Raw genomic sequence first — 18596 nt, forward strand, 5'->3', positions numbered from 1 at the left:
GATTTGAAGTTAGCATTAATCGGCGCAGGACAAAGAGGCATGATTTACACAAGATACGCTTACCAAAGCGAAGACATCGTTGCGGTGATCGAACCAAATGACGACAGAAGAAAGGCTGCTGCGGATGAGTTCCAGATCCCGCTGGACCGACAGTTTGAATCCGTAGAAGCATTTTACCGGCTCGGAAAAATTTGCGATGCCGTCATTATCTCTTCCATGGATAGAGACCATTATGAGCAGACGATGCAGGCGCTCGATCTGGGATATGACATTTTGCTCGAAAAGCCCATTTCCCCAAGTCCTGAAGAATGCTTGAGAATCCAGCAGAAGGCCAATGAAAAAGGGCGCAAAGTGATTGTATGTCATGTGCTCCGTTACACTCATTTTTTTGCCGAGATTAAGAGAATCATTGATAGCCAGGAGCTTGGCAAGGTGATCACGATTCAGCATAACGAGAACGTTGGTAATTTCCATATGGCTCATTCCTTCGTAAGAGGCAATTGGAGAAGAAGTGATCTGGCGAGTCCGATCATTATGCAGAAGTCCTGTCATGACATGGATATTCTTTCCTGGCTGGTGGACAGCGGGGCTAAACGAATCTCTTCTTATGGCAACCTGACTTATTTTAAGGAAGAGAATGCGCCGGCCGGCAGTGCCGAGCGATGCCTGGACTGCAAGGTGGCCGCAGACTGCCGGTTCGATGCCAGAAAGGCCTATCTGCCGATGAGAGGGCAGTGGCCGGCAACGGCCATATCGGTCGATCAGAGTGAAGAGGGACTGTTAAACGTACTGGAGACGAGTCCTTACGGACGCTGTGTTTACCGGACGGACAACGATGTGTGTGATCATCAGGTGACACTGATCGAGTTCAAGAACGGGGTAACGGCCACATTTAATTTAAGCGCGTTTACCAACAAGATGTACCGCACGATTAAAATCATGTGCGAGCATGGAGAAATTCGAGGGGACGATAACCTGAACGTCATCGAAGTGACCCGCTTTAACTCCAATATGGCAGAACCCGTTGAGCAGACTGTCGTTCGGCCAGCCATGATGAGCGGCGGACATAATGGCGGCGATACCGGTCTGATGATCGATTTCCTGGATAATTTGGGGAACGCCGGCTTCAGCAGCCGATCCTCCATCGACATGTCCGTCGAAAGCCACATGATGGCCTATGCAGCAGAAGAGGCAAGGCTCACCGGCACCGTCATTGATCTGGATCAACTGAAGGAGAAGCTGCAGCACAGCATTACAGCATAATCGTTTAATCACAATGCAAAGGTAGTGATGGAATGGGTTCGGGTGTTAAGGGCTTTCTATATGAAATCAAGAAGAACAGAATACTGTATCTCATGTGCGTGCCTGCTCTGATCGTGCTGATCATGTTCTCTTACATCCCTTTTGCGGGAGTATGGATGGCATTTACCGATTTTAATGTCGTGGATGGCATCTTTGGCAGCAAGTTTGTGGGCCTGGACAATTTCAAATACTTTTTTTCGGCAAACAGCATGGGGTGGAAGGTTACTTACAATACACTGTACATCAACTTTTTCGGTCTTATCCTAGGCATTATCATCCCTGTTACGATTGCCATCATGATTAATGAGATCCGGCATAAAACCTACAAAAAGATAGCACAAAGCATGATGTTTTTTCCGTACTTCATATCCTGGGTCGTCGTTGGGGCGATCCTGTACGGCATTTTCTCCACGGATGTGGGCGTTGCCAATCATGTCTTGGAGTTCTTTGGCGCAGAACCCATTCGGTGGTACTCGGAGCCGAAATATTGGAAATGGATCATCATTCTGTCAAGCGTCTGGAAGTGGAGCGGGTACAGCTCCATTATCTATATGGCGGCGATGTCCAATTTCGATGGGAGTTTATATGAAGCAGCCAAAGTTGATGGCGCGAACAAACTGCAGCGCATTCTTTTCTTGACTGTGCCCATGCTGAAACCAACCATTATCGTCTTAAGCTTGCTGAGTGTCGGACGAATCTTCTATGGCGACTTTGGGATGATTTATGGTATCGTCGGCAACAATCCGGTTCTGGCTGAGGAAGTAACGGTCATTGATACCTATGTGTATCAGTCGATGCGCACGCTTGGCTTTTCCTATTCGACGGCCATCGGGTTATTCCAGTCCTTGATGGGACTAATCCTGATTACGGCTGCGAACAAATCCGCTAAGAAAATAAATGACGGAGAGGGTCTATTTTAATGAAGGAAAAGAACAGATTGCTAGGCGATAAATTGGTGATCGGCGTTGCCTATGGTTTCATTGGCGTATTTGCACTCATTTGTCTGTATCCCCTTGTTCTAACCCTAAGCGTGTCCTTTTCTTCGGAACAGGCCGTGGCGAGAAACGGATATTCGATTCTTCCCTTGAGCCCAAGCCTGGATACGTATAAATATATCTTCGTTAATAGCGGAACGAAAATACTCAAGTCCTACGGCGTGACTTTATTTGTAACCTTTGTGGGTACAATGGGGGCTTTGCTGATTACCAGCATGATTGCATTTTCCCTATCGATCAAAAAGCTGAAATATCGCAATGTACTCGCTTTTATCAGTAATTTCACCATCATCTTCTCGGCCGGCTTGATTCCGTGGTACATGGTGAGCGTCAATTATTACGGACTGAAGAACAGCATTCTGGCCTTGATCCTGCCTTCGATCTTTAGCGTATGGAACATGTTCCTCATGCGGACGTATTTTGCAAGCATCTCTTCATCCCTATATGAGGCGGCGGAGATGGATGGCGCTAATTATTTTACGATTTATGTGAAAATAGCGCTCCCGTTAAGCAAAACGGCACTGTTGACGGTAGGTTTAATGTATGCGCTTCAATATTGGAACGATTGGTGGCATGCTCTGATTTTTATTAATGAACGCGATTTGTTCCCGCTGCAGTATTATCTCTACAACATTCTGTCCAACGTCAATGCGATAAGCTCCGGGCGCATTCCATCAGGGGCCTCCGGCAACATCACATTGCCTGCGGAGACCGTGAAGATGGCCATTACGGTCATTACGATTGGGCCGATCATTTTCCTGTACCCGTACATTCAGAAATACTTCGTGCATGGAATTATGGCCGGTGCGGTCAAAGAATAGACACCTAAGTGGTTACTGGCCGATACAGGCTTTTAACATAGATTAACCATTTGATTAGGGAGGGTCTTTCATGAGAACAAAGAAAATGCTGATCTTTATGGTGTTACTGATTGCGGCTGTTTCCGTTATGGCAGGCTGCAGCGGCAAAAAAGAAGGGGGAGCTGCTGCGCTGGAAACGGTTACGATTCTGTACCCGGGAGATCGAAGCGATCGGATGAGCGAATTTCTGGACAATGAATTTGCCGAGAAAATGGCTGCCGATCTTGGCTTGAAGGTAGAAGTTGTATTTGTGCCGTGGGCGCAGTATTGGGAACAAAAAGATATCATGCTGGCTGCCAACGAACCGATTGATTTATATTGGGACGGTCTCCCGGACCTCTCAACAATCGTGAACAAGAAACAAGCCATGGTTTTGGATGATTTGATTCAGGAACATGGCCAGGATATGCTCAAAGTCCTGCCAAAGGAGCAGCTTCAGGGCGCAACCATCGACGGGAAGATTTACGGTATTCCTTCAGCTTATGCGCCGTCCTCTGCCATGTATCAGTTAGTTGCCGTGCGTCAGGATATCCTCGAAGCCGTGGGGATGACGGATCTGAAGACTGCCGACGATTTGAAAGAGTTTGCGACAAGGGCGGCCAAGGATTTTCCTGATATGAAGGGGCCTGCTGACATTATCTTTAAACCGTTAACCCGGTATTTTGCCGAAGAACAATATAACTGGATTGCTGTAGAAGATCTGGTTGTGTTTGGGGAAGACAGCAAAAAAGCATATAGCTACTATGAAACGGAAGCTTTCCAGGAAGTAGCGAAATTCAACCGCGGCATGTATGATGCGGGGTTATATACGGAGGATCTGACCATTAAGTACAATGAAAGAGACTCCCGGATGCAGACCGGCTTGTACTTATGGGTTGAAGGGTCTTTGGGCAAGGAAATGGAGATTGTTGATGCGATTAAGGCAAATGCACCGGATGCCGAGGTCAAAACCTATCTGTTAGCGGCGGAGAAGCCGCGTTATATTACGGCCACAGGCGGAGAAGTGCTAGGTATACCTGTGAATGCTCCAAATCCGGAAGGGGCCATGAAGTTTGTCAACTGGCTTTATAAATCCCAGGAAAATTACCTGTTTGCTCTCTATGGCGTTGAAGGCAAGGACTACGAGATTGTAGACGGAAGAATCAACAAGCTGACTCCTAACGAATTTTTCTATGAATGGATGTTCAGAAACCAGAACTATCAATTGTTCGGGCCGAATGTAGCACAAGAGTCCATAGATACTTATAAGAGCTGGGATGATCAGGCCGTACGATCGGCTTCACTCGGTTTCCGGTTTAATAATGAGAAGGTGAAGTTAATCGAAACGGCATTGAAGGAAGTGGCAGGCAAGGATTTAGCTGCCATACGTTCCGGCTTTGTAAATTTTGAAACCGAATATCCGAAGGCCATCCAGAAACTGAAGGCGGCAGGCATTGATGATTACGTAGCGGAAATCCAGCGTCAGTTGGATGAATATTTGGCTGGGCAATAAGAGAGAAGCTGCAAACCGCTGAATTTATATTTAAATAGAAAGAGGAACAGGATGAGACGATTGGGGCAGTAAGAGCCGATATCGTCTCATCCTGTTCTGTTAGAGTAACTTTACGTATGGGTGTATTGTCGTGAATTTAATAGAGTCAAGATAGGAATTTGTTTAAGCAGGGGATGCGGCAAGCAGAATCCTTTGTCCTCAAGGCTTTACCGTACCTGTCTGGCGATCGGAGAATACAGTGTACTCTGTGCCGACTGCAGAGACAGCGGTGGATGAATAGGCTGATAAAGAGACGGTGACAAATAAGGCAGCAAGCAATAGAACGAATCTTCTTTTCATGGGCAAACCTCTTTTCCATTGGGATTAGGTACTGTTACTACCATTTTAATCCATGTCCATTGCGCTTGAAAAGAGCCTTGGAGGTCGTTTGGGATGGATTCATTCATAAAGGAAGGATTATGCTGAACGTAAAATGTCCGTCTTGATGATGAAATTGAAGCGCTCCGCTGTGCAGCTCCACAATGCTGCGGGCTATGGAAAGCCCAAGACCGGAACCAGACTGGATTCTCTGAAAGGTACGGGCATCGTCAGCTTTGTAAAAGCGGTCGAATAGCCGGGACGCCTGCTCTTTCGTAATCGGCATTCCTTTATTTTCGATGGAGAGCTCCATATGATCATCGCTGTGGAGTAATGTTATGCGAATAACACCGGGCCTCACCGAGAACTTCAGTGCATTCATCAGCAGATTATCGATGGCTCTGCGGATCATCTCCGGATCTGCCTCGCGAACAAGGGGGGCTTCATGGATGTTCATCTCCAATCGAAGCTGGTTTTCTTTGGCAATCGGTTCAAGCTCAACCAAGAGTTGAACCAACAGTTCCCTCAGATCAATCCTCTCCATCTCCGCGCTTACTTCATTCGAAGCCAGCCGGGTGTACGCAAACAAGTCATCGATGAGCTGCTTGAGCTGCAGCGCTTTGTTGTAGGTATTGCTTACAAAACGGTCATGTTCCTTCAAGTCTTGGTACGCCTTGTCTTTCAATAAATCCAGATAGCCGATAATGCTTGTGAGAGGGGTGCGCAGGTCATGAGATACGCCCGTGATCAGTTCCAGCTTGGCTTTCTCCATCTGTCGCTCCCGGCCAATCTGCGTTTCGAGCTTTTCAGCCATGGCATTGATATTCAGCGCAATATCCCCCAGTTCATCCTTTCTTTTTACCATAACTCGGTAATCCAGCTGGCCTTGAGCGATAGTGTCAAGACCAGAGGCCATTTCCGACACGTACCGGATGATATGACGCGTCAGGAAAAAGAAGGTGAAGAAAAAGGGGAGGATGAACGACACCAGCACAACCAGCAAATTCACATAATAGACTTCTGTGAACCTAGGCGTTACCAGTGAGACAAGCAAGCCCACAAGTATACTGATGACAAAAGACCAGAGCATTCGCATCCGTAAGCTGCCTGCCCCCGTCAGCAAGGAATACCGTTTATTTTTCAATTTTATACCCTACTCCCCATACGGTTTTGATGTACTGCGGCTTGCGGGGGACCAGCTCTATCTTTTCTCGGATATTACGGATATGGACCATCACCGTATTGTCAGAGAAAAAGGGGGTCTGTTCTTTCCAAACGCACTCGTGAATCTTGCTTACGCTGAAAATCTGACCGCGATTCGCCGCAAGAAGCTCTAGAATGGAAAACTCAATAGGTGTCAGGGAAACCGCAGCACCGCGAACCTTCACCAGATGCTGTTTTTTATGAATGGACAGGTCGCCGATATGAATTTCGGAAGGTTCCTCTTCCCGAAGACTCAGGAAATTTTGCCGCCGCAACTGGGCCTTTACCCTCGCCATAAGCTCCACCGGATGGAACGGCTTCGTGACATAATCGTCCGCCCCGGTTGACAGTCCCGTAATCTTATCCAGAGATTCTACTTTGGCCGAGAGCATAATGATGGGAATCGCTGATCGCTCACGTATTTGAAGACAGGCCGCGATCCCATCCAGTTTCGGCAGCATCACGTCGAGAATGATGAGCTGAACTTCATGTTGTTGAAGAAGCTGGAGGGCTTGAAGCCCATCTTCCGCCTCCAATACGTGATAGCCTTCATTGCGAAGATAGACGTGCAGGACGTCGCGGATTTCCTTATCATCATCGACGATCAGAACGTTAATGTTTTTCAAGGACATGCTCTCCTTTGCTAGTAGGCTCCCAGGCCAAGATCAAGCTTGAATGTCGGCGCAATCTAATGAAAGAGTAACATAGCGGATAAGCCATAATAAAGTATTCAACGATGAGGCTCCTCAGCACTCAAATTTACTTTTTTCGACACACGTAAACGAAGGCTGGAGGGAAGTTCTTCGGAACGAAATGAATGTTGATGATGTCAAAATGCTCCATGAGCTGCTTCTTCATCTGTTGTGAATATTGAAATGCAATAAAGAGCCCGTCCTTGTTCAAGGCTGCAACAATTTCGGTTATGATGCGGTCCCGAACGTATTGTGAAAAATTAAAAAAAGGAAGTCCGCTGATGATGCAGTCCAGTGACTCCAGGCCTTCCTGTTTAAGGAATAGACGAAGGTGACTGCCATCGGTGTAACAGGAATAGTGCGGATATCGCTCTTTCAGCTTACGGCGAAGATAAGGGTCTTTCTCAAATAACAGCACTTTTGTATCCACTCCGGCAGCGGATTGTATGTGTCTTGTAATCGCACCTGTACCGGCGCCAAGCTCTGCAATGGTCCTTATATGCTCCCAAGCTACCGGTCTCACCATGGTCTCTGCAAGTTCTCTGGAACTTGGTGCTACACTTCCGATCTGCCCCGGCGATATAAGAAATCTGCTTAAAAAAACAGCCTGTTCGTGCAGCCAATCCATCAGCCTTGTCATTGTGTAAATCCCCCCGTAATCATGTTATGGATTCTATTCTAAGGGGGAAATCTTGGGATAAAACGAGGGGAATTCTGAATTAATTCTGAAGAACTTCTGAAGAAGCATTTCTAGCTTAGTGAAGGGGCACCACAAAAAAAAGAGTGCCTCATGATCAAGAGGCACTCTTTGTACGTATAGCCTAGCGCTGATCCATGGCGTCCACGTAATCCTTCGCATCTTTCAGGGAGAGATGCATAGCCTCACGTAATTCTTTGATCGCCTTAATCTTATTTCCTTCATCCAGCAGTTGTCGCAGGCGTTGCTCCAGCTCTGGTGAAAGCTCTGAGCTCCCCGAGCTTATGAAATGAGTATCAACAACAGCCGGCTGCTGTGGGCGGGAGGAGGATAAACCTCCGATCGGCCCTCCAGGCGTGCAAGATCGGATGTAAGCTCATTGATTCGGGATTGCATTCTAAAGTGCTTAAGCAGAAGGAAGATGGATATTAACAATGATACTATTGCTATAATTTCAGTTCTTTCCATATCATACCCCCATCTCTTTTACTTACATATTAAACCCAATGACAGGGAAGTCAAAAGGAAACAACGGCACACGGATGGAACAAGGCACGATGATCAAGAAAACAACGGATAAAATGCTGCCTTCAATCAACATACGCATAAAATCCAATTGGATTCACCTCATTTCAACATATCCACATCCAGTATAACCCACATATGTTTACTTAACGACAAATTGTTTCTAAATACAAACAAAATTGAGTGTATACAAATATGTTTTAAACGTATAAACTGTACTTGTGTTTACTTCATTGCTTCTGGAGGAGGGCATTACGAAAATAGAGCTTGTACTGGACTTCTCATTGTACTGGACTTCTCATGAGTCCTCCCACCGTGAAGGAAATCCGGACGGATGCTGCGAAAGAGCTGCCAAGTTTTTGCCTGCATCGATGTTCTTGTTCAGAAAGGAAGGTAATTAAATGAACACACTTACAGCTCCTTTGCGGGAATCATCGACGAAACGAGAAATATTGTTGTTGCTCAAAAAATTAGGATCAACCACCATTCAAGAAATGTCAGAACATCTAGGAGTGACAGGAATGGCTGTTCGTAAACATGTACATGCATTGAAAAAGGATAACTATATCCAAAGCTCGACGATTCGTCAGCATATCGGTAGACCAACTTATATATATAGTCTGACTGATTTAGCGGAACAGTTATTTCCTACTCAATATGATGTCCTGTCTTTAGAGCTGATGGAAGAGATTAACCATATGTTCGGTGAATTATTCGTTGACGAACTATTTAAGCGAAGAAGGAAAAGGCTTGAACAAAAATACCAATTAGCCATGACTGGACAAAATTTCGAGGAAAAAATAGTAACACTCGCCAAAATCCAGGATAATGCAGGATACATGACCTCGCTAGTGAAGATTCACGATGACAAGTATTCCTTAGAGGAAGGAAACTGTCCCATTTTTCAAGTGGCTAGCCGTTACCGGCAAGCGTGTCAATGCGAGCTGGCTATGTTTGAATCTTTACTGGACAGTCGCGTCGAACGTAAGGAGTGTATAGCAGATGGGGGAACAAAATGCAGTTTTACATTCGAGAATATCTGATGTCGGGGATAAGTTTAAGAACGTTCAGTTTCAGTTTATTGGTTTCCCAGCCAATAGCGACTGCCAGTTCTGCTGCTCGAACACCTGGATTCTTTTCGATGATACGTAAAAAATCACCCGTCCACACACCAGCAGAGCTGGCCTGATCCAATCGCTCAAGACGCTTGTGAAGCGAGGTCAATTGTTCCTCGTCCAGCTCATCGTTTTCCCTTAATGCTTTCCGGGGATCATCCCCGACCCGAATAAACTTAATTCGGTAGACCGTGCCCTCTTGCTGTACGAGTTTAGCTCTCTCCGTAGCTGCCCTAAAGAGTCATTCCCTGCATGAGTGGCATCTGTTTCAGTGATCTCCGGTTCGGGAGCGATCGTTGGATATTCTTTTTACTGGAACGAGAGATGGTGGCGACATGTGATGACATTATCATCATCATGGCATTGGAAATCCAATCCATTTTTTGGTATGGTATTTAGTGTATGATGGTTTGCCAATCATTTTTTTGAAATACAAGATAAAGGAGGTTATACACACACGGAGTTCGATATTAGTCCCATGAATTATCATTTCGAATTCGAATGGAGGTATTGTTATGTTTCAAGCTCAAGCGCTGCGTCTTATGAGAAGGCCAATGAAATGGATGGTTTCCGCCATGCTCGCCGTTCTGGTTTTTGCCGTGTCCGTTATGCCGGTATTTGCGGCAAGTCCTGAGAAAACCGTAAATGCTTCCGCCACACTTGCTTACAATCTCAAGGGACTTAACCACAACGTGGCCGTTCAGAAAGCCTATATCGCAGACAAGTATCTTTACGTCACCCAACGCTCGGGGGGAACATGCTATCTGTCAAGACTGCTTATGAGCGGGAATGATGCCACATATGTTGATGAAATGACCATCACCAATTCAGGCCATTGCCAAACGCTTGACATGTATACCTATAATGGAGAAAACTACTTTTATTTTAGCTCAAAAGCAGATCCTTCCACCACGTATTACTGGTCTCTTCAGGTAGCCAGGCTTCAATATTCGGCCGGAACGACAGTGGATTATACGGACCTGCATCGGTTCACATATATGAATTATGCCAATACAACAGGTGCAAGATTAGGTGAGACTTATCGCGTGGATGGCGGGGGCAACAGCACCCACACGGTTTTCCGCGTACAAACATCAGAAGGAACCGTAACGTGGTCCATTTATGACACGGTAGCATTAAACAAGCTGCTAGACAGTAATGAGCAGGTGAGAATGGACAGTGCAGCAGCTGTCAACGCCGCGGTCAGCAGCTTTACGCAGTCGGGGAGTAATATCATCAGACCTAACGGTTCTTTCCAAGGTGCTGATATGCTGGGAAAAACAGAAATCTATACCTCAGGCGGCGCGGATGGCGACACTCCGCAGATCGCATTCATATCCAGCATAGGAGCTTACAAAACCCTTGTGAATATTACCAATGTGGGAAAGCGCGAGATCGAGGGAGTACAGACTAAAAATGGAAACGTATATTTCACCATAGTTACAGATCCGGTAAACAAAAAAGATACGCAGAAAGTTTACTACGTCCCTGATAGCGTATTTAAATAATCGCCAAAATGAATTAGCCTTTGCAAAATATGAAAGCCGCAGATTTGCGGCTTTTTTATTTCAGGTCTTTTTTACAGCTATCCCAAATCCCCTCTAAAATGTACTGAACAGCGTAGTTAGCATTCGCCGTCATTTCCATCGCCAGATTAACATTCGGCGGCGCAGCAACGCTGCTGCAAACAGCGCTTGCAGAGGCAGCAGGTGATAGCAAAGTGGATATGGTCATTCCAATGCGCACAACGGTATGGAATTTGGCTAACGCTGGCGGGGAGTAACAGGAGGCGTTTTACTTGAAGTCTTTGGTGCCAGCTCTTTTCCGTGGGGATTGTTCACGCTCTTAATCCTCGCACTCCTCGTGGCCTGGTGAGGGAAACAGCATTCATTCCCTGCGAAATAAGGAGCTTTCGAGTATCGTCATAGGGAAGATCAACATGAGCAATCAAGAAGAAATATGCTCGTCTGGTTTGTGATAGAGTTAGCGTAATCGAGATGAAGGAGGTAGGAGCAGGTAACGATGTCACAATCTGAAGCAGATGAGAAAAAGCATTGGAAAAGGAATATTGTTCTCTTTTTAAGCAGCCAGACCATCTCGCTGTTTGGTTCGGCCTTGGTGCAGTATTCCATCATGTGGTATATTACGCTGACTACACAGTCAGGTATTATGATGACGTTATATATCATTTGCGGATTTATTCCGACTTTTTTACTTTCACCTTTTGCTGGGGTGTGGGCTGACCGTTTCAACCGCAAATGGCTAATTATGATCGCGGATGCCATGATCGCAGTGGTTACGCTTATTCTGGCCATCGTTTTTTTGCTGGGCTATGAAGCGTTATGGCTGCTGTTTGTCATAGCTGCTGTACGCGCACTTGGGGCAGGCATTCAGACACCTGCGGTCGGGGCGATTTTACCGCAAATCGTGCCGCAAGATCAGCTAACAAGAGTAAACGGCATCAATGGCACCTTGCAGGCGCTCATTATGTTCGTTGCGCCTATCGCCAGCGCGGCATTACTCACCATGGCGACAATCGAAATAATTTTTTTCATAGACGTCATCACAGCGGCAATCGCGATCCTGACGTTACTGTTCTTTCTCAAAATTCCGCTCCACCAAAAGGCAGCCAGTGCCCAAACGACAGGTTACCTTGATGATTTCAAGAAGGGTTTGGACTATATTGGCCAGCATGCCTTTTTAAAAACATTTTTTATCTTTTTCGCCTTTTTCTTCGTGCTCATGGCCCCTGCGGCCTTTTTGACACCGCTGCAAGTGACGCGTACCTTCGGTGACGACGTATGGCGCTTGACTGCCATCGAGATCGCGTTCTCCATCGGCATGATGGTTGGCGGGGGCATTATCGCTTCATGGGGCGGTTTCAAAAATAAAGTGTACACCATGACGCTCGCCAGCATCATCATGGGCGTGTGCACCTTCGCGCTCGGCATTGTGCCGATCTTCTGGATTTACTTGGCCGTTATGGGTGTGTTTGGAGTGGCAATGCCTATTTTCAACACGCCTACGACTGTTTTGCTGCAGGAGAGAGTGGACGACAATTATTTAGGGCGCATATTCGGGGTCTTCGGCATGATCTCGACTTCCATGATGCCCCTCGGGATGTTGGTCTTCGGACCGCTTGCCGATGTCATTGAGATTGAATGGCTGCTCATGGGGAACGGGGCTGTTCATGCTTGTACTTGCGTTATTTTTCTATTCGCAACAAGCGATTAGTTAGAAGCTGGCATGCCGCTGGTGAAGGAAGCCACGCAGGAGTGATCATCCGACACCTTCTAGTCCCATACGATTCTGATCTTTCTGTTGTAGTCCGAAGCATATCCCACTAATGAAGTGCCCTTGGAGTATACACTCCGGGGGTGCTTTTTTTGCGATAATAGCATAGCCGTGCCGTTTACGTCGTTCGGCAAGTATTATGCCGGATCCGTTCCTTAAAAGGTGTTGGCATCTCGCAAAACATCATACTTTTCCTTCAATTGCTTGATATCTGTTCTAGGCGGGCAACCGAATAGACGCGCATATTCCCGACTGAATTGGGATGGACTCTCATAACCAACCCGGAAGGCAACATCGGCGGCATCGGCTGATTCCGACAATAATAATCTCCTTGCTTCCTGTAATCTGAGCTGCTTTTGAAATTGCAGCGGACTCATGGCGGTTACCTCTTTAAAATGCCTATGGAACGAAGATACACTCATTCTCGCGGTCTCAGCTAAACTTTCGATACGCAGCGGTTGATCACGATGCCGGATAATTTGCTCAATAGTATCTCTTATTCGATAAGTGCTGCTGCCTTCCATAGCGATTTGAGCCAATGCAACACCGTAAGGCCCTTGCAAGAGTCTAAACAAGATTTCTTTAATATAAAGCGGCGCAAGGAATGATATTTCTGCAGGATGATCCAGCAAGCGTGCCAACCTAACCATGGCTTCCAGAAGTGATGCCTCCATCTGACCAACAAACAAAGCTCTTCTCGCGTTTTCCTTAGTCAGGATCGGAAGTTCGTATTCGTTGAGTACCTCAAGGATTTGATTCTGCGTAAACTCCAGCTTCAGGCTCAAAAAAGGAACTTCGTTCGAAGCATGTATGACCTGACCCACCACCGGCACATTCATGGAGGAAATCAGATAATCAGCGGGTCCGTACACATATCGTTCCTGCGCCAACAATACCTCTTTTGAACCTTGTGCAATAAAACATAGGGAAGGATTGTAGACCCGATGAACCGGCTCCGTAACTTGCAAGTGACGAATGAAGAATAATGATGGAATATCCGTCTTGTGAACCCCGCTTTGATTCGCATGTCGCTCCAATAGTTGTACCAGCACATTCCGGTGTTTGCGTATTTCCTCGGACATAAGCTCCTCCTTGTTATTTCACTTCTTTCAGTATAAGGCATGTTTCTCTACAGCGATAATGTAATGAGAGGATTAGGCAATCATTTAAGACAAATGAGATATCGATCTCCTTATAATCTATAGCATAATGAAATCATGTTATGTATGTAATCTAAACATGAATCAATGGGAGGGAAGATGATGATGCAAATGCGCGAATTAGGAACAAGCGGATTGAAGGTTACCGCCATTGGGCTTGGCTGCATGGGCATGAGTTATGGCTATGGCCCCGCAGCTGACAAGAAGGAAATGATATCGGTGATTCATGCTGCCATTGATCGAGGCGTTACTTTTTTTGACACAGCCGAAATATACGGTCCTTTCATCAACGAGGAACTGGTAGGAGAAGCGCTTGCGCCGTTCAAGGACAAGGTTGTATTGGCGACTAAATTTGGCATTAGGATGGTGGATGGCAAACAGGTCCAGGATAGTCGACCTCAATGCATCCGGCAATCCGTAGAAGGCTCGCTCAAACGGCTTGGCGTGGAAGCCATTGATCTCTATTATCAACATCGCGTGGATCCCAAGGTACCCATTGAGGAAGTGGCGGGCGTCGTGAAGGATCTTATCCAGGACGGGAAGGTGAAGCATTGGGGTCTCTCGGAAGCAGGAGTCAAAACCATTCGTCGTGCGCATACCGTCCATCCCCTGACTGCCGTTCAGAGTGAATACTCCTTGTGGTGGAGACGTCCGGAGGAGGAATTATTGCCTGTTCTAGAGGAACTGGGTATAGGTTTTGTTCCATTCAGTCCTTTAGGTAAGGGATACTTAACCGGAAAAGTGAGTGCAGATACTGCCTTCGATGAAAATGATACGCGCCGTATCCTTCCACGATTTACGGCAGAGGCGATTCAAGCCAATCAAGCATTGATTCGAGTGCTTCAACAAGTATCTGAACCCAGAAACGTGTCTCTGGCTCAGGTAGCACTTGCATGGCTGCTTGCTCGGAAGCCCTGGATCGTTCCAATACCAGGTACACGAAAATTACATCGGTTGGAGGAGAATTTGGGAGCAGCCCAAGTGGAGTTGACGCCCGAAGATCTGCTTGCGATCAACTCGGCTACATCTCGAATCACGCTTACGGGTGACCGTTATCCCGAGGAACTGGAGAGAAGAACGGGTTTGTGATGGAAGAACGGGCTTTCAAGCACTTATGGCTGCTCGTATGCCAATTGGCTTTCATTCCAAAAAAGACCGTTCCACAGAACGAGTGGCTTTATCGATGAACGCTGCTACTTCTTCAGGGCTCTGGGTCATTCCGTTCTGAACCCACTCCTTAATCGCTGCTGCGCTGCCGCTGGATATAAATGAATATAAGGCTTCAGGCGAATGGACATTGTTCTGCGGTGCTTGTACCCTCCAAGCCTCGATACTGCGATCGTGCAAAATATAGATCACACGTTTCAGATAATCTCCATCTTGGTATAGCGGATTCTGCGGTCAACTTTCATGTTTTTGTATTTTTTCGTTCGATAAGCGGCAATATTTATCGAACTGGCTGTTGATTATCTTACACAGTGTTACTATATTGTAAACACATTTTCAGATCAATATGTACTTGGAGGGAACTCATGAAAGTAACTTATACCATGATGGATAGGGAATTAAGATGGAGAGGAAAGCTTCTAGGTCTCTTATTGGGCACCTCCAGCGAAGCTAAATTTGTCAAAACGATGTTAAATCGAAAGAAACAAAGCGATAAACGGAAAGGCAGTCACATCGAAGGTTTAAATGTCCGTGAAGAATGGATTACACGTAAAGATGGCTCCAAACTGCGCATTCTAATTTATGAACCCCATCATACGAATGAAGAGGTTCCCGGTATCTTGTGGCTGCATGGAGGGGGGTATGCGATGGGTGTACCCGAAATGTTCGAGAATACGTACAAAAAATTAATGGACACCAGCAGCTGTGTCATCATCGCTCCCGATTATCGTCTATCCATCGAAGCACCCTATCCAGCAGCATTGGAGGATAGCTATGACGCTCTTCTATGGATGAAGAATCATGCCAGGGAGCTGAGCATCCGAAGTAATCAATTGATGGTAGGCGGGGAAAGCGCGGGGGGAGGACTAACGGCTGCCCTTACGCTTTATGCAAGGGATAAAGGAGAAGTGAACATCGCTTTTCAAATGCCGTTGTATCCAATGATTGATGATCGAATGATGACGGAATCGGCCAAGGAGAATAACGCTCCTATATGGAACTCCGACATGAACCAATGGGCTTGGAAGTTATACCTTGGGGACCGCTACGGAAAAGAGGTGTCTCCCTATGCCGCGGCTGCCAGAGCCACCGATTACACCCATCTTCCGCCTACCGTCACTTATGTCGGTGATCTCGAACCATTCCGGGATGAAACCATTCATTACGTGGAGAAATTAAAGCAAGCAGGCGTTCCGGTTGATTTCGAGTTGTACCAGGGCTGTTATCATGGTTTTGATATCATTAACCCTAAAGCGGCGGTAAGCCAAAAGGCAGTCGCGTTTTTCTTGCAATCGTATCAATATGCGGTGTCGCATTATTTTGCAGAACAAAAATAGAGAAGAAGAGTGAATGGCGTCTATAGTAACTATGGGAAAGCGAGGAGCAATCATATGAATTATGCGAAGCTTGGAAATACAGGCTTGGATGTGTCCCGGCTGTGCCTTGGCTGCATGGGCTTTGGATCGGCAGAGGGCTGGGTTCATCCATGGGTACTTGATGAAGAGAACAGCCGCCCTATTATTAAGAAAGCCTTGGAATTGGGCATCAATTTTTTTGATACGGCAAATGTTTACTCACTTGGACATAGCGAGGAAATCGTGGGGCGTGCTCTGAAGGATTATGCCAATCGCGATGAAATCGTGCTAGCCACGAAGATTAACGGACGCATGCACGAAGGTCCGAACGGCGCCGGACTTTCCCGAAAGGCCATCATGAGTGAGATAGATAAAAGTTTAAAACGACTGGAAACCGATTATGTGGATTTGTACCAGATTCACCGCTGGGATTACAACACGCCCATTGAAGAGACAATGGAAGCCTTGCATGATGTGGTGAAGGCCGGTAAGGCCAGATATATTGGAGCTTCAGCCATGTATGCATGGCAGTTCCAAAAGGCATTGTTTGTTGCCGAGAGTAATGGTTGGACTCGATTTGTATCCATGCAGAACCATCTAAACCTCATCTACCGTGAGGAAGAGAGAGAAATGCTGCCTCTTTGCAAGGAGGAGAAGATCGGCGTGATTCCATATAGTCCGCTTGCCGGTGGGAGATTGACAAGAGATCCGCAGGAATCCACGCTTCGTTCCGAAACCGATCAAATCGCAAAACAGAAATACGATGGGACCGCAGCATCTGATCGCTTGATTGTTGATCAGGTTGCAGCTATAGCGAAAAAACACGGCGTTCCGCGCGTTCAAATCGCACTTGCCTGGCTGCTGCAGAAAGAGCCGGTCACGGCTCCCATTGTTGGCGCTACGAAGCTATCCCATCTTGAGGATGCGGTCGCGGCTCTTAGCATAACATTAACAGCTGAAGAAATTGCATCATTGGAAGAACCGTATGTACCTCATCGGATCGTGGGACATCAGTAATGGGTGCGAGTTGAACAGGGGCGAAACCTATACGTTGGAGACGAGACAAAAATATATATGCTTTATAAGTCGCCATTGGACTGACCCCATAACGTGAGACAAATTAAAAACACCTTCAAGAGAATGCAACCATGTCGTAAGATATGGGGACAACTTTGGAGGTGTTTTTGCGTTGGCAACAAGAGTCAGCTATCCAGTAGAAGTGAAAAAGAAAGCTATTGAAATGAGGTTGGACGGCATTCCAGTGAAAGAAGTCATGGAGCAACTGAACATACGAAATAAGACACAAGTGGAGACCTGGATGAGATGGTATCGCAGTGGCCAATGGAACCGGTTGGAGCAGCCTGTCGGTAAACAATACAGCTACGGTAAAGGCCCAGAATATACATCAGAACTCGAGAAGGTACAGGCGGAAAATCGGTTTCTGAAGCAACAATTAGATCTGCTAAAAAAGTTCGTGGAAATGCAAAGGAGGTGTCGCCAAAGGTTGTAGTGGAGTGGGTTGAGTCCGTTCGAGGAGAAGTCAGTGTAACTCAAGCGTGTGCATGGATCGGGCTTTCTCGCTCCACCTACTATCGCTGGAAGGACGCCCACGAGAACCCATGTAAAGATCGCATGGTAGAGAAGATTCGTGAACTCTGTAGTCAGCATAAATTTCGTTATGGATACCGAAAGATCACGGCTCTGCTTCGGATGGAGCATAAGATTAACCATAAACGCGTACAGCGGATTATGCAGCGCGAGGGGCTCCAATGTCGTGTCAAAGTGAAGAAACGCAAACCTACAGGGCAGCCAGCTTATATCGCAGAACACTTGTTAAAGCGCCAATTTGAAGCCGATGCCCCCATGCAAAAACTCGTTACAGATATTACGTATTTGCCGTTTGGTGGAAAAACGTTATACCTGTCGAGTATCTTGGACTTGTTTAACGGAGAGATTGTGGCGTACAGTATTTCTGACAAGCAAGACACCGGGTTTGTCCTGGACACGCTGGGTCAGCTGCCCACTCTGCCGGGCACCATGCTCCATAGCGATCAGGGCAGCGTCTACACATCTCAGGCCTATCAAGAAGCTGTAAAGGGAAAAGGCATTACCATGAGCATGTCCCGCAAGGGTACGCCCGCTGATAATGCCCCCATTGAATCGTTTCATTCCACGCTAAAGTCTGAAACGTTCTATCTCGAAGGTTTAACCTGTACGACGACGGCCATCGTCGAGCAGACCGTTCGAGACTACATTACTTACTATAACTCAATTCGCATTCAAACAAAACTAAACAACCAGTCGCCGCTTCATTTCCGGCAACTGGCTGCTTAAACTTGCAAGGTGTTTTGATCCCCGTCTCACAAACAGGGGGCAGTCCCC

18 protein-coding genes are annotated in these 18596 nt (G+C 46.6%); 11 read left to right on the forward strand and 7 right to left on the reverse strand.

Going from position 1 to position 18596, the window contains the following annotated elements:
• Positions 1 to 3 precede the first annotated feature (3 nt).
• The 4 genes from PVOR_RS14860 to PVOR_RS14875 all read left to right on the forward strand — a co-directional run bounded on the left by PVOR_RS14860 (position 4) and on the right by PVOR_RS14875 (position 4649).
• Complete coding sequence (locus tag PVOR_RS14860) at positions 4 to 1263, forward strand: Gfo/Idh/MocA family protein (protein ID WP_006210122.1); 1260 nt, start codon at positions 4 to 6, stop codon at positions 1261 to 1263.
• A gap of 32 nt (positions 1264 to 1295) precedes the next feature.
• A complete protein-coding gene (locus PVOR_RS14865) occupies positions 1296 to 2222 on the forward strand; it encodes an ABC transporter permease (RefSeq protein ID WP_006210123.1) in 927 nt (308 codons plus the stop codon).
• Positions 2222 to 3118 carry a carbohydrate ABC transporter permease gene (locus PVOR_RS14870; protein WP_006210124.1) on the forward strand — a complete coding sequence of 299 codons (897 nt, stop codon included), beginning with the start codon at positions 2222 to 2224 and terminating at the stop codon, positions 3116 to 3118. The genes PVOR_RS14865 and PVOR_RS14870 overlap by 1 nt, the downstream gene beginning before the upstream one ends.
• A 70-nt stretch (positions 3119 to 3188) precedes the next feature.
• Positions 3189 to 4649: an ABC transporter substrate-binding protein gene (locus PVOR_RS14875; protein WP_006210125.1), complete on the forward strand. Its 1461-nt coding sequence runs from the start codon at positions 3189 to 3191 to the stop codon at positions 4647 to 4649.
• Positions 4650 to 4847: 198 nt separating this feature from the next.
• Here the strand turns inward: PVOR_RS14875 and PVOR_RS30670 are convergent, their stop codons facing one another.
• From PVOR_RS30670 to PVOR_RS33030, 5 genes are all read right to left on the reverse strand, one after another.
• Positions 4848 to 4988: a hypothetical protein gene (locus tag PVOR_RS30670; protein ID WP_160164000.1), complete on the reverse strand. Its 141-nt coding sequence runs from the start codon at positions 4986 to 4988 to the stop codon at positions 4848 to 4850.
• Positions 4989 to 5091: 103 nt separating this feature from the next.
• Positions 5092 to 6150, reverse strand: a complete 1059-nt coding sequence (locus PVOR_RS14880) for a sensor histidine kinase (protein WP_006210126.1) — start codon at positions 6148 to 6150, stop codon at positions 5092 to 5094.
• Complete coding sequence (locus tag PVOR_RS14885; RefSeq protein WP_006210127.1) at positions 6140 to 6835, reverse strand: response regulator transcription factor; 696 nt, start codon at positions 6833 to 6835, stop codon at positions 6140 to 6142. The genes PVOR_RS14880 and PVOR_RS14885 overlap by 11 nt, the downstream gene beginning before the upstream one ends.
• A gap of 133 nt (positions 6836 to 6968) precedes the next feature.
• Positions 6969 to 7541, reverse strand: coding sequence for a class I SAM-dependent methyltransferase (locus tag PVOR_RS14890; RefSeq protein WP_006210128.1), 573 nt, complete (start codon positions 7539 to 7541; stop codon positions 6969 to 6971).
• 181 nt (positions 7542 to 7722) lie between these two features.
• Entirely contained in the window at positions 7723 to 7968 is a 246-nt protein-coding gene (locus PVOR_RS33030) for a ribosomal protein L7/L12 (protein ID WP_100086494.1), read from the reverse strand.
• Positions 7969 to 8524: 556 nt separating this feature from the next.
• Between PVOR_RS33030 and PVOR_RS14895 the strand changes: the two genes are divergently transcribed.
• From PVOR_RS14895 to PVOR_RS14905, 3 genes are all read left to right on the forward strand, one after another.
• Complete coding sequence (locus PVOR_RS14895) at positions 8525 to 9166, forward strand: helix-turn-helix transcriptional regulator (protein WP_006210130.1); 642 nt, start codon at positions 8525 to 8527, stop codon at positions 9164 to 9166.
• 587 nt (positions 9167 to 9753) lie between these two features.
• Positions 9754 to 10746 carry a phage baseplate protein gene (locus PVOR_RS14900; RefSeq protein WP_006210133.1) on the forward strand — a complete coding sequence of 331 codons (993 nt, stop codon included), beginning with the start codon at positions 9754 to 9756 and terminating at the stop codon, positions 10744 to 10746.
• Positions 10747 to 11260: 514 nt separating this feature from the next.
• Entirely contained in the window at positions 11261 to 12472 is a 1212-nt protein-coding gene (locus PVOR_RS14905) for an MFS transporter (protein WP_006210134.1), read from the forward strand.
• A gap of 215 nt (positions 12473 to 12687) precedes the next feature.
• Here the strand turns inward: PVOR_RS14905 and PVOR_RS14910 are convergent, their stop codons facing one another.
• Positions 12688 to 13614, reverse strand: a complete 927-nt coding sequence (locus PVOR_RS14910; protein WP_006210135.1) for an AraC family transcriptional regulator — start codon at positions 13612 to 13614, stop codon at positions 12688 to 12690.
• A gap of 183 nt (positions 13615 to 13797) precedes the next feature.
• Here PVOR_RS14910 and PVOR_RS14915 point away from each other — a divergent pair, with 183 nt between their 5' ends.
• Positions 13798 to 14781: an aldo/keto reductase gene (locus PVOR_RS14915; protein ID WP_006210136.1), complete on the forward strand. Its 984-nt coding sequence runs from the start codon at positions 13798 to 13800 to the stop codon at positions 14779 to 14781.
• A 51-nt stretch (positions 14782 to 14832) separates the two neighbouring features.
• On the opposite strand, the gene PVOR_RS14920 is transcribed toward PVOR_RS14915, so the two are convergent.
• The gene (locus tag PVOR_RS14920) at positions 14833 to 15051 is read right to left on the reverse strand and encodes a TetR-like C-terminal domain-containing protein (RefSeq protein ID WP_006210137.1); all 219 of its coding nucleotides are present in this window, start codon (positions 15049 to 15051) and stop codon (positions 14833 to 14835) included.
• Positions 15052 to 15224: 173 nt separating this feature from the next.
• Between PVOR_RS14920 and PVOR_RS14925 the strand changes: the two genes are divergently transcribed.
• From PVOR_RS14925 to PVOR_RS14940, 3 genes are all read left to right on the forward strand, one after another.
• Positions 15225 to 16196 carry an alpha/beta hydrolase gene (locus tag PVOR_RS14925; protein WP_006210138.1) on the forward strand — a complete coding sequence of 324 codons (972 nt, stop codon included), beginning with the start codon at positions 15225 to 15227 and terminating at the stop codon, positions 16194 to 16196.
• A gap of 54 nt (positions 16197 to 16250) precedes the next feature.
• Positions 16251 to 17231: an aldo/keto reductase gene (locus PVOR_RS14930; protein ID WP_006210139.1), complete on the forward strand. Its 981-nt coding sequence runs from the start codon at positions 16251 to 16253 to the stop codon at positions 17229 to 17231.
• Positions 17232 to 17403: 172 nt separating this feature from the next.
• Positions 17404 to 18548, forward strand: a protein-coding gene (locus tag PVOR_RS14940) for an IS3 family transposase (protein WP_085980659.1) whose coding sequence is annotated in 2 segments (ribosomal slippage) — positions 17404 to 17698 and positions 17698 to 18548 — 1146 coding nt in all. Because the reading frame shifts where the segments join, the coding sequence is not laid out codon by codon here.
• The last annotated feature ends 48 nt before the right edge of the window (positions 18549 to 18596 follow it).

Origin of the sequence: Paenibacillus vortex V453, from assembly GCF_000193415.1 — a bacterium.
Taxonomy (GTDB): Bacteria; Bacillota; Bacilli; order Paenibacillales; family Paenibacillaceae; genus Paenibacillus_AQ; species Paenibacillus_AQ glucanolyticus.

Excerpts from the sequence above, each read along its gene's own strand:
- PVOR_RS14865 (WP_006210123.1), top strand. The coding sequence starts at position 1,296 with ATGGGTTCGGGTGTTAAGGGCTTTCTATATGAAATCAAGAAGAACAGA.
- PVOR_RS14870 (WP_006210124.1), top strand. The coding sequence starts at position 2,222 with ATGAAGGAAAAGAACAGATTGCTAGGCGATAAATTGGTGATCGGCGTT.
- PVOR_RS14875 (WP_006210125.1), top strand. The coding sequence starts at position 3,189 with ATGAGAACAAAGAAAATGCTGATCTTTATGGTGTTACTGATTGCGGCT.
- PVOR_RS30670 (WP_160164000.1), bottom strand. The coding sequence starts at position 4,988 with ATGAAAAGAAGATTCGTTCTATTGCTTGCTGCCTTATTTGTCACCGTC.
- PVOR_RS14890 (WP_006210128.1), bottom strand. The coding sequence starts at position 7,541 with ATGACAAGGCTGATGGATTGGCTGCACGAACAGGCTGTTTTTTTAAGC.
- PVOR_RS14895 (WP_006210130.1), top strand. The coding sequence starts at position 8,525 with ATGAACACACTTACAGCTCCTTTGCGGGAATCATCGACGAAACGAGAA.
- PVOR_RS14900 (WP_006210133.1), top strand. The coding sequence starts at position 9,754 with ATGTTTCAAGCTCAAGCGCTGCGTCTTATGAGAAGGCCAATGAAATGG.
- PVOR_RS14905 (WP_006210134.1), top strand. The coding sequence starts at position 11,261 with ATGTCACAATCTGAAGCAGATGAGAAAAAGCATTGGAAAAGGAATATT.
- PVOR_RS14910 (WP_006210135.1), bottom strand. The coding sequence starts at position 13,614 with ATGTCCGAGGAAATACGCAAACACCGGAATGTGCTGGTACAACTATTG.
- PVOR_RS14915 (WP_006210136.1), top strand. The coding sequence starts at position 13,798 with ATGCAAATGCGCGAATTAGGAACAAGCGGATTGAAGGTTACCGCCATT.
- PVOR_RS14925 (WP_006210138.1), top strand. The coding sequence starts at position 15,225 with ATGAAAGTAACTTATACCATGATGGATAGGGAATTAAGATGGAGAGGA.
- PVOR_RS14930 (WP_006210139.1), top strand. The coding sequence starts at position 16,251 with ATGAATTATGCGAAGCTTGGAAATACAGGCTTGGATGTGTCCCGGCTG.